Source organism: Rhodoblastus acidophilus, from assembly GCF_900187365.1.
Lineage (GTDB): Bacteria > Pseudomonadota > Alphaproteobacteria > Rhizobiales > Beijerinckiaceae > Rhodoblastus > Rhodoblastus acidophilus.
In genome coordinates this window covers 22,937-37,247 of the sequence record NZ_FYDG01000008.1, presented here as the reverse complement: position 1 = coordinate 37,247, position 14,311 = coordinate 22,937, and the positions used below count along the sequence as shown (strand labels likewise).

Below are 14,311 nucleotides of genomic sequence, written 5' to 3'. Positions count from 1 at the left end.
CAGATTTTCTGATCACGTTTTCGTGAACATGCTCAAGCTCAAGCTTGGAGCCTAATGCGCGGCGTCCGCGGCGCAGGCCACGGCGTCGCGGTGGGTCTCCGCCCTCTGCTCGGCGGTCAGCGCGCCGGAAACCAGCGCCGTCCAGCGTCCCGCCGCCTTGGCGCGGCTGACGACGCAGGCGCAGGAGGTCTCGCACAGGGAGTCGGAGGCGCCGGAGGCGTAGCATTGCGCCACGCATTGCGCCGTGAAGGCGGCCTCGCTGCTGGCGGGCGGCGCCTGCGGGCCGATCGCCGCCAGCGCGCCGTAGAGAATGGGCTGGTGGATCAGATAGAAGGCGAGCGAGCGCCGTCCGAGGAAGGCGAGAGGGCGGAGGAAGGAGGGCGCCGGCCCTTGCGCGCCGCGCGCCGGAAAGAGACGCGCCGCCGCGACGCCCAGCAGCAACACGCCGAACCACGGCAGCAACGGGCGATAATCGTTGCTGGCGGGTTGGAAGGTCGAAAGCCCGATCCACCACCAGAGCTCGCCATCGAACGCCGGCGCGGCGAACAGCAGCGGCGCCGCCAGCGCCAGCGCCGCCACGCCAACGACCGCCGCGAGCGGCGCCTCGACCAGGGGCAGGGCCAGCACGCTCGACAAGGCGATGCAATGCAGGATGCCGAAAAAGATCGGCGCGTCGGGGAACAGTTGCAAACTGGCCAGGGACACGGCGCCGGCGCCCGCGACCACCTGCCCCCAGCGCCGCCAATAGCGCGGATCGCGCGCCAGCGGGCGGTTCCGCGCCCGGCGCGCCAGCACGAGGCTAAGACCCGCCAGCGCCACAAAGCTGGCGGCGATGCAATGGCCGAGCAGATGGAACCCGCGCGACGCCGTCACCGCGCCGTCGATCCAATTGAAGGCGGCGAGATCCCAGGTCAGGTGAAACGCCGCCATCGCCAGCAGCGCCAGGCCGCGCGTCGCGTCGATCCAGGGCAGGCGGCCTTGGGCCATCGGTCAGGGCCGGAAGTGGGAGAAAATCATGTCGGGCGCCGACTGGTTGTGGCGCGACGGTATGGCGCGGCCCGCCCAAAGCTCGGTCACGTCGCCGCCCTTCCACGACAGGATCGGGGCCTGACCCCAGCCGTCGCCGTTTTTGACGCGCCAGGCGACCGAGGACACGTCGGCGTTGGCGTCGCTCACATACATCGAGCGCATGGCGGCGAACGGCAGATTGTTCGGCATGGCGCCGGAATAGCTCACGTCGAGCGCGATATGATCCTGGTCGACCGCCTTCAACGTCACCACGGCCGAGCCGCCGCGCGCGAAATTGAGCGTGAACGCCCTTTTGTCGGGGTCGAACACAATGTCCTTCAGCGCGACGATCGGGCGGTCCTGCACCTCCACCGGGCCGATCAGGAAGGACGAGCCATAGGCGGTCCAGCGCATTTCGCCAAACGGCAGCGGGCGGATGCGCCAATAGCCGTCGGAGGGATAGAGAACCAGCACTTCCTCGGCGCGCTCGCGATAGAGCATCCAGACCTGGATGTAGTTGAACCCGGTTTCGACGCGGTCGCCGACCTTGATCGGCACGGTTCCCGGCCGCCAGAAGGCGGGGTCGGTCAGGCCGGTCAGCCACAGGGTGGGGGATTCATAAAAAGTCTTGCGCGGCAGGGCGCCTTCGCCGTGCGGCATGTTGCAGGCGGAAAAGTCCGGCGCCCAGCGGTCGTGGCCGATCATGCCGACATAAGCCGGATGGGTCGCCTGCACCTCCATATGGCGCACCTCCGGCGACACGAACTCCAGCGCCACATTGTCGCGCTCGGCGCAAAGTTCCGGCGTGGAGCGGTTGGCGACGGCGACCGCGGTTTCATTGACGAGGCCGGCCGCGCCCTCGGCGAGGGCGGGGGCGGCGAGAAGGCAGAGAGCGAAAGCGAAGTTCAGGCGCATGGACATTTCCGGGAAGGCGACCCACATCAGGAATTCGCGCCTTTTAGCCGAGGGCGGGCGTCACGCAAAGCGGAAGGGAACGACGATGCGCATACCGGAGGGCTGGAGCGGCGACGAAAGCAGGATCGCGCGGCGCTACGATTTCGCGGGGTTTCCGCAGGCGCTGGCCTTCATGGTCGAGGTCGGGCTGTATTGCGAACGGGAAGACCATCACCCCGAATGGAAGAATATTTACAACAAGATTTGGGTCGAACTCGCCACCCACGACGCCGGCAAGGTCACCGACAAGGATCTGGCGCTGGCCGCCCATATGGACGCGGCGTTCGCCGGCCGGCGCGAGGCGTGAGCCTCACGCGGCGGTGGTCAGGGCGATCTTGTTGGCGCTGGCCTCGCCGGGGCCGGGCAGGGTGAAGCGCACCCGCGCGCCCTGTCCAGGCGCCGAGTCGATCTGCAGCGCGCCGCCGTGCAGCTCCACCAGCGACCGGGCGATGGACAGGCCGAGGCCGGGGCCCTTCATGCCATCCACCATCAGCGGCGATTTCTGCTCGAACGGACGGCAGACCTGCTGGATCTCCTCGGGGCTCATGCCGCAGCCGGTGTCCTCCACCTCGATCTCGCATCCCGCGCCGGACGCCTGGGCGCGCAGCGCGACATGGCCGCCGCGCGGCGTGAATTTCAGCGCGTTCTTGAGCAGCGTCTCCAGAATCTTGGACAGGGCCGCCGCGTCGGCGAACGCCTTTTTGTCGCGTGGCGCCTCGAGCGTCAGCGTCACCTGCTTGGCTCTCGCGGCGTCCTGGAAATCCGCCACCGCCTGATCGAGCGCGACGGCGACATCGATTTCGCGCGCGGCGACGGTGATCTGGCCGGCTTCGAGCCGGGACATTTCGAGCACGTCGCCGATCACGCCGCGCAAATATTCGCCGGATTTGCGGATATCGCCGGCATAGCCGAGATAGCGCTGGTGGCCGATGGCGCCGAAAATCTCATTTTCCATCATTTCCGCGAAGCCGATGATGTGGGTCAGCGGCGTGCGCAGCTCATGGCTCATATTGGCGAGGAAGTCGCTCTTGGCGCGGTTGGCGGCCTCGGCGGCGGCTTTTTGTTCGAGGTAGCGTTCGGCCAGTTCGGCGAGCTGCTGCGCCTGCAATTCCAGGGTCTGGCGCGATTTGCGCAGGTCGGCGATGGTGGCCATCAGCTTGCGCTCGCCGTCGAGCAGGCTTTGCTCATGCCGCTTGAGGTCGGAAATGTCGGCGCCGACCGAAACATAGCCGCCGTCCTTGGTGCGGCGCTCGTTGATCTGCAGCCAGCGGCCGTCGGCGAGGCGCGCCTCGTAGACGCGGCCGCCGCCGTCGGCGTCGCGCACGGTTTCGCTGGATTCGACCAGAGGCTGCGAATTGGCCATCACTTGGGCATAGCTCGCGCCGGGGGCCACGCAGGCGTCGGTCAGGCCGTGCAGGCGCTGGAACCGCGAATTGCACAGCACGAGCTGGTTGTGCTCGTCCCACAGCACGAAAGCGGCGGAAATGGTCTCGACGGCGTCGCGCAGACGGCGGTCGGAGGCGGCGCTGTGCTCGGCGAGGCGCTGCTGCTCGGAAATGTCCACGGCGATGCCCACCAGATGCGGCTGGCCGTCGGCGGCGTCGCGGATCACCTGGGCGCGGGCGCGCAGCCAGACGAAAGCGCCGCGCGCGTCGCGCATGCGGAACGCGTGATCGACGGTTTGCAGGGCGCCGGCGGTGAGTTGCTCGGCGATGTCGGCGAGGTCGCCGTCGTCGGGGTGCAGCAGGGCGCGGATTTCGCCGAACGACAGGAATTCGTCGCGGGCGGGCATGCCCAGCATGTCGTACATCGACTCGGACCAGTGAATGCGGCCGGTGGCGAGATTCCAGTCCCACAGGCCGCAGCGGCCGTGCTCCAGCGCCGCGTCGATGCGGGCGCGGATGCGGGTCCGCTCGGTCTCGGCCTGAGCGGCGCGGCGCGCCTGGGTCACGAAGGCGAACACCAGCAGGGCGAGCATGGCGGCGGTGCCGAGCAGCAGCAGGGCGGCGCGCCAGGCGGAGGCGCGCCATTCGGCGAAGGCGAGGTCGACTGGCTGAATCACGGCGATCTGGCCGAACGGACCGTCGAGATTGCGCACGGCGGCGAGCATGTCGAGACCGTTCGGCCCGGCGATGCGCATGGCTCCGGCCTTCTCGCCGAGAACGGCCAGCGGCGCGCCGCCGAGACGGTCGGTCAGCGCCCCCGCGCCCGCGCCCTCCGGCAGCACCGCCACGATCTGCCCGGCGCGGTCGCTCAACAGCACGGAGCGTCCGCGCGCGACAATATGCCGGCGGGTGGAGTCGAGCAGAACGGAGGCGGGGGCGCCGGGCGAGGCGTTGCGCAACGCGGCCTCCACGTCGTCGGCGGCGAGCTGGCCGATGGCTTCGAGTTCGGACAGGGCCTCCGGCTCGACCTGGTAATAGGATTGCAGCGTCGCGTCGAGCGCGAGGCCGAGCAACAACAGCAGGAACAGGCCGGCCGCCACTGGGACGACGCGACGCAACAGAGCTTCAAGGCGCGAGGGATTGAACAGCGACGGCCGTCGCGGCGCCGGCCGCCGCGGCTGGGGCGGGGGCGCCTCGGCCTCGTCGTCGCGCGCGGACGCATCGCCCTTCGGGGAGAGGGCGAAAAACAGTCCGGAGGCTGTCGTGTCCAGGCAAAGGGACGAGTCTGCCGCGTTTGCACGCGCCATGAAGGACTCCCTTGGGGGGATTGGGGGTTTCTAAATTTTCGGACAGATTCGAAGCGACGCACGCTGCTATCGAATCAGGCATATCTGAATCCCAAGGGCCGTTTTTGTCCAGAGTAAAATTTTAGTAAACGTGGGATTTCAGACCGGCAATGCTTGGAGCGCATGCCGATCCGAAACCAAGATAGCGAAGCGTAAAGTTCAGGGCGTAGTGCAATTAAAACTGTTCATGTAAAGCAGTGGGGCTCGATGTTGTGTCAAAATGCGAGTCCCCGATACTGTTTTATTGCATGTTCACGCAAGAGCTCGTTGTACGATATCGCGCAAATCTGGCGACAGGCCTGTTGTCTCAGAGACTTTCCTTAGAGCCTGTTCGGCGCGGCCGCGACGCTCAACTTCCAGGTTGCGCCAGGAGCGGAACGAAGACAGCAACCGGGCGGCGACCTGCGGATTGACGCTGTCGATCTCCAGGGCGAGATCGGCGACGAACAGATAGCCCTCGCCATTGGCGGCGTTGAAGCACAGCGGATTGCCGTTGGCGAAGGCGCCGATCAGCGCATAGACCCGGTTGGGCGTGGCGATGTTGAAGGCGTGAATCCGGGTCAGGCGCTTGACCCGGGCCAGCGTGTCCGGCTCGGGAATGGTCGCCTGCAGCGAGAACCATTTGTCGATGATCAGCGGTTCGTCGCAATGGGCGCGATAGAAGAACTCCAGCGCCTTCTCGCGGGTGGGCGTCGGCAGCCGGCTCAACGCCGACAGGGCGCCCATCTTGTCGGTCATGTTGGCGGCGCGCTGGAACTGCGTCAGGGCGATTTCGGCGCCCTCGGCGTGATTGCCGGCGGCGAACAGGTCGAGGCAGGCGTTGCGCAGCGCGCGCCGGCCGGCGCTGGCGGCGTCGGGCGAATAGGCGGCGTCCGATTGCAACTGGTCGTAAACCGCCAGCAGGCGTTGCGACAGGCGGCGTCCGATTCCGTCGCGCAGCGCCTTGCGCGCCAGGAAAATGGCTTCGGGATCGACATTGTCGCCAATGTCGCGGGCGAGATCGTTCTCGGTCGGCAGCGCGGCCATTTGCGCGGCGAAGGCGGGGTCGGCCTGGTGGTTCTCCAGCGCCGCCGCCAGCGCGTCGGCGAAATCGTCGGAAAACACCGGCATGTCCCCGGCGCGGATCGCCGCCGTGGAGCGAACCATCAGCCGCGTCGCCAGGCTTTGCGCCGCCTGCCATTTGTTGAACGGGTCGCTGTCATGCGCCATCAGCAGCAGCAGGTCGTCGTCGGACAGGTCCTGCTCGACGATCACGGCGGCTGAGAACCGGCGATTGACCGAAGCGACCGGCGGCGTCGGCACATTCTTGAACACGATGGTGCGTTCGGCGCCCGCAAGTTCGAATACGCCGAACTGTTCCTCGCGCCGGCTCCAGGGCTGCTCCTGCGCCAGGGCGATCTCGGCGCCGTCGCGCCCGACCAGGCCGATGCGGATCGGCATGGGCAGCGGCTTCTTTGTGGGCTGGCCGGGCGTCGGCCCCGTCGCCTGTTTCAACTTGAGGGTGTAGGTCTGCGCCTGCGCGTCATAGGCGCCGGTCACGCGGAGACGCGGCGTGCCGGCCTGCGCGTACCATTGCGCGAAATCCGCGAGGTCGCGCCCCGACGCCTCGGCGAAGCAGGACAGGAAATCCTCGATGGTCGCGGCCTTGCCGTCGAACCGCTCGAAATAGAGCGCCATGCCGGCGTGATAGGCGTCATGGCCGATCAGCGCGCGCAGCATGCGCACGATCTCGGCGCCCTTCTCATAGACGGTCGCCGTGTAGAAGTTGTTGATTTCGCGATAGCTGTCCGGGCGCACATTATGGGCGAGCGGGCCGGCGTCCTCGGGGAACTGCGCCGCCCTGAGCGCGCGCACGTCGCTGATGCGCTGGACGCTGCGGGAACGCTGGTCGCCGGAAAATTCCTGGTCGCGATAGACGGTCAGGCCTTCCTTGAGGCAGAGCTGGAACCAGTCGCGGCAGGTGATGCGGTTGCCGGTCCAGTTGTGGAAATATTCGTGCGCCACCACGCTTTCGATATGGGCGTAATCGGCGTCGGTCGCGGTTTCCGCTATGGCCAGAATGTATTTGTCGTTGAAGATGTTAAGGCCCTTGTTCTCCATGGCGCCCATGGTGAAGTCGGACACGGCGACGATGTTGAACACGTCGAGGTCATATTCGCGGCCATAGACGAATTCGTCCCAGCGCATGGCGTGGATCAGGCTTTCCATCGCGTAATGCGCGCGATGCTCCTTGCCCTTCTCGACATAGACGCCAAGTTCGACCTTGCGGCCGGACGCCGTGGCGAACGTGTCGTGGATTGAGCCGAGATCGCCGCCGACCAAGGCGAACAGATAGCAGGGCTTGGGAAAGGGGTCATGCCAGATGGCGTAATGCCGGCCCGGCCCGGCCTCGCCGCTCTCGACGGGGTTGCCGTTCGACAGCAGGACGGGCGCCTCATCCCTGGCGGCCTCGATGCGGGTGGTGAACACCGCCATCACATCGGGACGGTCGAGATAATAGGTGATGCGCCGGAACCCTTCGGCCTCGCATTGCGTGCAATAGGCGTTGTTGGACCGGTACAGGCCTTCGAGCCGGGTGTTGGCGGAGGGGTTGAGTTCGGTCTCGACTTCCAGCGTGAAGGCGCTGCGCGGCGGATCGGCGATCCTCAGGCTGTTGGGCGTCGCCACTTTGGCGAGATCGAGCGGCTGGTTGTCCAGAACGATGCGCAGGGGTTTGAGGTCGCCGCCGTCGAGCATCAGCGGCGCGCCGGCGCGCCCGAGCGGATTGGGACGCAGCCGCAGCCGCGCCACCACCCGCGTGGCCGTCTCATCTAGCCTGACGTCGAGATCGACCGTGTCGATCAGATAGTCGGTCGGACGGTAATCGGCGAGGCGGATCGGGCCGGGGGCGACGGAATCGGAATGCGCGGAGGACATGAACGTCTCTTGGGATCTCTGCGGAAAGCCAGCTGCTATCCTTGCTTTTAGTCGTATGGCTTTGAAATGGCCATTCCCCAAAAGATTTTCGACCGCGCAAACGGCGTTGGCTCGTGCGCAAATCGTCGCGCCATCCTTGACCGGCGCCAGGGCGAACCGGCAGGAATACGGGCAGGGGCGGCCGATTCGACGAGGCGGGCTATGAACGAGGCGAGAGAGATCGCGAATGTTTGCGTCTATTGCGGCTCCTCGCCGGGGCATGACCCGGCGTTTCAGCAGGCGGCCGAGCGGTTTGGCCGCATTCTCGCCGAGAACGGCGTCGGCCTTGTCTATGGCGGCGGCAATCTCGGCCTGATGGGGGCCGTGGCGCGCGCCGCGATCGAGGCGGGCGGCCGCGTCGTCGGAATCATCCCGGGATTCCTGGCCAAGCGCGAGCATATGCTCGAAGCGGTGCAGGAGTTGCTGGTCGTCGACGACATGCACACGCGTAAACGGCTGATGTTCGAGAAGGCCGACGCCTTCGTCGCTTTCCCAGGCGGGATCGGCACGCTGGAGGAGCTGGTCGAGCAATTGACCTGGGCGCAGCTCGGGCGGCACGACAAGCCGGTGCTGATCGCCGACCTCGCGGGTTTTTGGGCGCCGCTGCTGGGGCTGCTCGACCACATGCGCGAGACCGGCTTCATCCGGCGCGAATATGAGGCGCGCTATCTCGTCCGCGACCGGGTCGAGGACATTCTTCCGGCGCTGCGCGCCGCCTATGCCGCGACGGCGCGGCCCCGGCGCGCCCTTCCGCAAGAATTTTAGGCGCGGTCTGATCGCTGCTTCGGCGCGATTTTGACGGTCGCACCATGATAGCGCCAATATTTCGGCGCATTGAACAGAGCAACACCAAGCGACAGGTTAAATTTCCTCCTGATTCTGCAACCAAATCCCGCTTTCCGCGTCTATCCGGCTTGGCTTCCCGAGCTTGGCTGCCTCGGAACCGCGCGGTGAGGCGCGCCGCGCCAAGGCGGCGCCAGACGATCCGTTGAGGCCTGGCGCACAGGATGATCAAGAGCAGATGGCTAAGAGCGGCGCGCCGCCACGGCGCCGTCGCTGAAGGAGAACCGGCATGAAAAAATGGCTTCTCGCCGCCGCGGCGCTGTCGCTGACAGGCGCGGCCGGCATGGCCCAGGTTGGCTCGGGCCTGCATCCCCCCGGCGCGGAAAACGGCGACTGGCGCCGCCACGAAATCGTGCGCGTCTATCGCGACAACGAGGGCTGCCGCATCAGCGTGATCAGCTATCACCGCCCGAATGGCGCGATCGACACCCGCCAAAGCCGCGATTGCAGCCACGATTAAGGTTTAAGGGCGGTCCCCGCCCTCAATAGTCCCAACGGCCGTCCGCGCCGATATAGCCGCGGTCGGTCACCACCACCCAGGCGGCGCCGCGCCGTTCGAACCGCTGCACCCGGGCGCCGCCGGCCAGCCTGTCGCCGGGCGCAACTTCCTCAACGCCATCCTCGCCCTCGATCATGGCCACGCCGCCGCCGATGTCGCGCAGCACATAGCCGCGGTAGGGTTTGGGCGTGGGCGTTTGCGGCTTCGCCGCCATGGCCTTCGGCGCCGTCGGCGCGGTCGAGGCGGTGGGCAGCGGGTCGACCATGCGCGCCGGGGGCTTGGGCAGGGCGTGGCTCACGACAGGCGCCGGTTTCGCCGACTCTTTCTCCGCTTCCTTGGCCGAGGCCTCCCTGCCGGCGTTGTCCTTGGCGGGCGGCGCGGCGGGCTGCATCTTGTCCAGCTTGGCGTGCAGCGCTTGCGACTGGGCCTTCTCGTCGGCCAGACTCTTCTGCAAAGCCGCGACCGCCGCTTCCGAATCTCGCGCCTTCTCGGCCTGCGCCTCCAGCTTGCCGTTCAGCGTGTCGACGTGAACGCGCAGGGCCGCGACGTCCTTCTTGGCTTTTTCCGCCTCTTGCGCAGCGGCCTGGGCCGCGATCTTCTCGGGCGAGGGGCCGCGCAGGGAGTCGATCTTGGCTCCGACGCCCCAACCCAGGGCGACGAGCAGCAACGCTGCGCCGGCGGGCGCAGCCGCCTTTCTCCAGTTGGGCCTTGCGGCGAGAGCTTGGGACAAGCGAACAAGATCGTTCATGAGACGACTCCGAAAGAGCTATCCTCTTTCAACACGGCCAATTGTCGCCATCCAGGCTTAATCGGAGCTGAACGGCGGGCGCCCTCCGCGTCCTACTGCGCGCCCTGATACGACCCGACGACCCGAATCAGCTTGCCGTCGCGCTCCACCGAGGTCGATTGCGCCGCCGAATCCGGCCGGACGACGGTGGACGAGGGTTTCGCCTCCGCCGCCTCCGGGCGCTTCAGCCCTTTCAGGTTCTCGCGCAGCCGCTTTTCCAGATTGGGATCGTTGGCGGGCACGAAACGGGCCTCGGCGGGGGTTTCGGGGTCGCCGCCCATATAGACCATCAGGCCGTTCGGGCCGGAGACCACGTCGCCGCGCCGCAGCGTATTGTCCTGCAGGGCCAGCATGGCCGGGTCCTTGCCGGCCTGCGCGGCCTTAAGCGCCAGATTGGCTTCGATCTGGCTCTTGCCGTGTTTTTCGCTGCGGGCCGCGCCCTTGCCGGAATGGGCGGGCTTGGCCGGGCCGGCGGAAGGGGCGGGGGCGGGCGCCGGGGTGGCGGCGGGCCGGTCCTGAACGCCGAAAAGTTCCTCCCAGAAGCCCGCCTGGGCGGGGGCCGCGGGGACGAGGACGGAAAGGCCGAGGATGAAAGCGAGGGTGCGCGTGCGAGCGGGCGTCATGGTGTCCATGAATCTAATGGGCGCGCGAGAAAAACCCGCGCGCGAATATGTTAGGGATTGAGTCTGAACCTATCATTGATGGCGCGCGGCGTCTTGTCGCGGCGTCCGCAATAAATTCACTTTTTCGAGATTCCGCGCGTCTGTTGCGCCGAAGCCTCAGCCCTGCGCGGGTTCCGCAGGGCGCGGCAGGCGCGAAAGCAGGCCGATCAGCGCCCGGTCGTGCAGCAGCACCATCCGCTCCTTGCGCTGCATCCATTGCACGGCGTCGTCGATGGTCCGGGCGTCGTTGAGCTTGGCCTCGGTCATGGCGCGGTCGGGATGGATGTCGCCGCGCACGCGGGGCGGGGCTGGCGGCAGGAACACTTCGTGCGCCTCGCGGAAGCCGGGGTCGTCGTAGATCGCGCGCAAGCCGTCGGCGTGATCGAAACCTTCCGCCGCCAGCGTCTCCGACAATTCGTTGGCGCGCGTGGCGATGCCGGGGGGATTGCGCTCCTCGGGCGTCACCAGCAGGCCGACCCGCTTCAGGGCGAGGCCGATGCTTTTCTGGCCGCTGGCCCAGGACAGGTAGATCGCCAGAATCAGGCCGGCGATGGTGGGCGACATCCAGGCCACCAGCGAGGGCGAGATCAACATGCCCGCGATCAGCATCATGAAGCCGAGAATCACGTGGTCGCGGTGGCGGCGCATGATCGCCTTGAAGGCGACCGAGCCGTCGTCGCGGCGCTGCGGCTCCCAGCCGGTGTCGAAGCCGAACAGGATGTGCAGCACATGGCCGGCGTGGACCAGCATCATGATCGGCGCCAGCAGCGCCGACATCAGCGTCTCGAACAGGGCCGACAGGGTGAGACGAATCGCGCCGCCGCCGCCGCGCCGCACCGGGCCGTCGCACAGCGCCAGCACCAGTCCGAACAGTTTTGGCGCGAGCAGCACCGCCATGGTGACTTCGAACAGCATCAGCGACCGTTCGGCGTCGAACACCGGCCAGGCCGGGAACAGGGTGAATTCCTGCGAGAAATATTCCGGGCGGATATAGCTCGCTTGCAGAACCAGCAGGATACCCACGAAGATTTGCGCCAGCCACAGTGGCGACGACACATAGGCCATGATGCCGGTGGTGAAGTGCTGGCGCGTCGCCGGATGCAGCCCCTTGGCGCCGAGCACGCGGATGTGCTGCAGATTGCCCTGGCACCAGCGGCGGTCGCGGGTGGCGACGTCGATCAGCGACGGCGGGCTTTCCTCATAGGAGCCCGCCAGCGAGGGCAGCATGTAGACGGTGTAGCCGGCGCGGCGGATCAGCGCGGCCTCGACGAAATCGTGGCTGAGGATATGGCCGCCGAACGGCGGCTTGCCCGTCAGATGCGGCAGGCCGCAATGCGCGGCGAAGGCCGCGGTGCGGATGATGGCGTTATGGCCCCAGTAATTGCCGTCGCGCCCCATCCAGCAGGACAGGCCGTCGGCGATCACCGGCCCATAGATTCTCGCCGCAAACTGTTGCACGCGTGCGAACAGGGTGTTGCGGTTGATGATCAGCGGCAGGGTCTGGATGATGCCGGAATCCGGGTCGTTCTCCATCGCGGCGGCGAGCGTGGCGATGGCGTGTCCCGTCATCAGGCTGTCGGCGTCCAGCACCACCATATGGTCGTAGGCGGCGCCCCAGCGCTGCACGAAATCGCCGATATTGCCGGCTTTTCGCGCGGTGTTCTTGGCGCGGTGGCGATAATAGATCCGCGCGTCCGGGCCGAGCGCGCGGCGCAGCGCCAGGAAGGCGCGCTCCTCGGCGATCCAGATGTCGGGATCGGTGGTGTCGGAGAGGAAGAACCAGTCGAAATGCGCGCCGAGGCCCGTCGCCTGGACGTCTTCGTAGATCGCCTGCAGCGTGCCGTACACCCGCGAGGGCGCCTCGTTGTAGATCGGCATGACCACGGCGGTGCGGGTGCGCAGCGCCTCCGGCGTCTTCGGCTGTTTCGGGCGTGTGACCAGCAGATGCGCGAATCCGACCACGCCGGCGCAGAACGACAGCGCGATCCAGGAGAAATTGGCCAGGAACAGAACCAGCAGCGCCCATTTCAGAAAGGAAATGCCGCCGACGTCGATGACGCGGAACATCTGGTAGCCGCCCCAGGCGGTCAACGCCAGCCCGCCGCCGAAGGTCAGCGTGCGCGACAGCCAGGGCTGCCGGGGCTTGCGCGTCATCTTGCGCCGCTCGTGCGCCGGGTCGAACCGGTGCAGCGATTGCTCCGGCATGGCCAGAGGCGATTCCTCCGGCATGGCGCGGGAAATGTGTTGCGCGGCGATCAGCTCGTCCATCGGTACAGCCAGGTTTCTGAGACAGGCGCGCCCTGCGATTCCAGCGTCAGGCGCAGTTCGCAGGCGGTTTCGCCATTGGGATCGAGATCGAACAGCACGCGCAGGCGCTTCTGTTCCGGCGCGGGGAACAGCCGAACCGAGGCGATGCGTCCGGGGCTTGTGTTCAGATTGGCCTTGATGTCGGCGGCCTTGGCGGCGTCGCCGAGGAAATCGGCCTCGAAATCGACCTGGAAGCGGCGCTGTTTCGCCGCGCCGCCGCGCCCGCCCCGGGCGCCGATGGCCACCGCCAGCGGCGGCGAGGTCGGCGGGGTCCAGCACCAGAACTGGCGATAGGCGAATTCGGCGGTCTGGCCCTTGGCGAGGCCCTTCTTGCAGCGCCAGAAGGCGATGATGTTCTGCGCCGGTTCGGAATCCGAGGGAATTTCCAGCAGCTCGACCGAGCCCGGACCCCAATCGCCGATCGGCTCGATCCACAGGCTGGGCCGGCGCTCCCAATGCTGCACGTCGTCATTGAAGGCGTTGAAGCTGCGCTGGCGCTGCAGGAAGCCGAAGCCGCGCGGATTCTGGTCGACCAATTCGGAAATTTGCAATTTCGACCGGTTGGCGACCGGGCGCCATACCCATTCGCCCGCCCCGGTGTACATTTGCAGGCCGGCGACCTCGGCGGCGGCGCCGCGAATGTCGTCGGCGCCGCGCCGCTCCAGCGGCGTGAACAGGCTGGTCGCGCTCATCGTGCCCAAGCCGATATTGTCGATGTCGACGCGCGGGAACAGGGCGCATTCCGTGTCGATGATGGTGGCGTCGCTCGGGTGCAGCGTGAAGCGATAGGCGCCGGCGAGGCTTTCCGAATCGAGCAGGGCGTGGACCACCAGCACATTGCCGGCGCGGGTCGGCTTTTCGATCCAGACCGCGCGGAAGAACGGGAATTCCTCGCCGCGCGAATCGCCGGCGCGCACCGACAGGCCGCGCGCGGTCACGCCGAAATTCTGGCCGGGCGCCAGCGAGCGGAAGAAGCTCGCGCCCTGGAAGATGGCGATTTCCGAAAGGGTTCCGTCATCGCCGCGATGGAAGGCGCGGAAGCCGGAAAAATCCAGATTGGCCGGCGGCGCGCTCAGGGCGACGCCGCCGAAGGCGAACTGGCCGGGGTCATAGGTCAGGCGGCGCGACAGGCCGTCCTCGACCAGATTGATCTGCATCGGCGTGGTGAAGACAAAGCCGCGATGCAGCGGCTCCACCACGAAGCCGCCGGGATCGTTGGCCCAGATCATCGCCTCGGGCTTGGCGTGGATCGCCACATAGGCTTCGTAGCTGAGGGCGCTGAGCGGCCCCGGCAGGTCGGCGTCGGCGGCCACGAACGGTTTGGCGGCCAGCGCGCGGGCGGCCTCGACCACCACGGCGCTGGTGAAGGGCTGGATGGCGTTCCTGTCGTCCTGCGCGCGAGCCGAAGCGGCGCCGAGCAGCGACACGGCCGCGCCGCCCGCCCATTGCAAGACATCCCGGCGCTTGAGCATGACTGCGGCGTTCCATTCCCAAAAATTACGATCGTGAGGTGCGACATATACAAGAAAATGCGGCGGGCGCGAGGGCGATTTTTTGCTTTGTCC

At 67.1% G+C, this 14,311-nt stretch carries 11 protein-coding genes; 3 read left to right on the top strand and 8 right to left on the bottom strand.

Annotated elements, in window-relative coordinates:
* Positions 1-51: 51 nt before the first annotated feature.
* Together CFB24_RS14880 and CFB24_RS14875 are read right to left on the bottom strand one after the other, a co-directional pair.
* Positions 52-987: an acetyltransferase domain-containing protein gene (locus tag CFB24_RS14880; RefSeq protein WP_088521427.1), complete on the bottom strand. Its 936-nt coding sequence runs from the start codon at positions 985-987 to the stop codon at positions 52-54.
* A 3-nt stretch (positions 988-990) separates the two neighbouring features.
* Positions 991-1,923 (bottom strand): hypothetical protein, encoded by a 933-nt coding sequence (locus tag CFB24_RS14875; protein ID WP_244593199.1) that lies wholly within the window; start codon positions 1,921-1,923, stop codon positions 991-993.
* Positions 1,924-2,008: 85 nt separating this feature from the next.
* Here CFB24_RS14875 and CFB24_RS14870 point away from each other — a divergent pair, with 85 nt between their 5' ends.
* Positions 2,009-2,269, top strand: a complete 261-nt coding sequence (locus CFB24_RS14870; RefSeq protein WP_088521532.1) for a 4a-hydroxytetrahydrobiopterin dehydratase — start codon at positions 2,009-2,011, stop codon at positions 2,267-2,269.
* A gap of 3 nt (positions 2,270-2,272) precedes the next feature.
* Here the strand turns inward: CFB24_RS14870 and CFB24_RS14865 are convergent, their stop codons facing one another.
* Complete coding sequence (locus CFB24_RS14865) at positions 2,273-4,654, bottom strand: PAS domain-containing sensor histidine kinase (protein WP_088521426.1); 2,382 nt, start codon at positions 4,652-4,654, stop codon at positions 2,273-2,275.
* 291 nt (positions 4,655-4,945) lie between these two features.
* Positions 4,946-7,609, bottom strand: coding sequence for an aminopeptidase N (gene pepN / locus CFB24_RS14860; protein ID WP_088521425.1), 2,664 nt, complete (start codon positions 7,607-7,609; stop codon positions 4,946-4,948).
* Positions 7,610-7,810: 201 nt separating this feature from the next.
* On the opposite strand from pepN, the gene CFB24_RS14855 reads away from it, so the two are divergent.
* Both CFB24_RS14855 and CFB24_RS14850 read left to right on the top strand, forming a co-directional pair.
* A complete protein-coding gene (locus tag CFB24_RS14855; RefSeq protein WP_088521424.1) occupies positions 7,811-8,413 on the top strand; it encodes an LOG family protein in 603 nt (200 codons plus the stop codon).
* A 307-nt stretch (positions 8,414-8,720) separates the two neighbouring features.
* A complete protein-coding gene (locus CFB24_RS14850) occupies positions 8,721-8,951 on the top strand; it encodes a hypothetical protein (protein WP_088521423.1) in 231 nt (76 codons plus the stop codon).
* A gap of 22 nt (positions 8,952-8,973) precedes the next feature.
* Here the strand turns inward: CFB24_RS14850 and CFB24_RS14845 are convergent, their stop codons facing one another.
* From CFB24_RS14845 to CFB24_RS14830, 4 genes are all read right to left on the bottom strand, one after another.
* Positions 8,974-9,738: a hypothetical protein gene (locus CFB24_RS14845; RefSeq protein WP_111390708.1), complete on the bottom strand. Its 765-nt coding sequence runs from the start codon at positions 9,736-9,738 to the stop codon at positions 8,974-8,976.
* Positions 9,739-9,830: 92 nt separating this feature from the next.
* On the bottom strand, positions 9,831-10,400 hold the full coding sequence (locus CFB24_RS23120; RefSeq protein ID WP_176440449.1) for a hypothetical protein: 570 nt from the start codon (positions 10,398-10,400) through the stop codon (positions 9,831-9,833).
* 156 nt (positions 10,401-10,556) lie between these two features.
* Positions 10,557-12,707: a glucans biosynthesis glucosyltransferase MdoH gene (gene mdoH / locus CFB24_RS14835; protein WP_088521420.1), complete on the bottom strand. Its 2,151-nt coding sequence runs from the start codon at positions 12,705-12,707 to the stop codon at positions 10,557-10,559.
* Positions 12,695-14,218, bottom strand: coding sequence for an OpgD/OpgG family glucan biosynthesis protein (locus tag CFB24_RS14830; protein ID WP_088521419.1), 1,524 nt, complete (start codon positions 14,216-14,218; stop codon positions 12,695-12,697). The genes mdoH and CFB24_RS14830 overlap by 13 nt, the downstream gene beginning before the upstream one ends.
* Positions 14,219-14,311 lie beyond the last annotated feature (93 nt).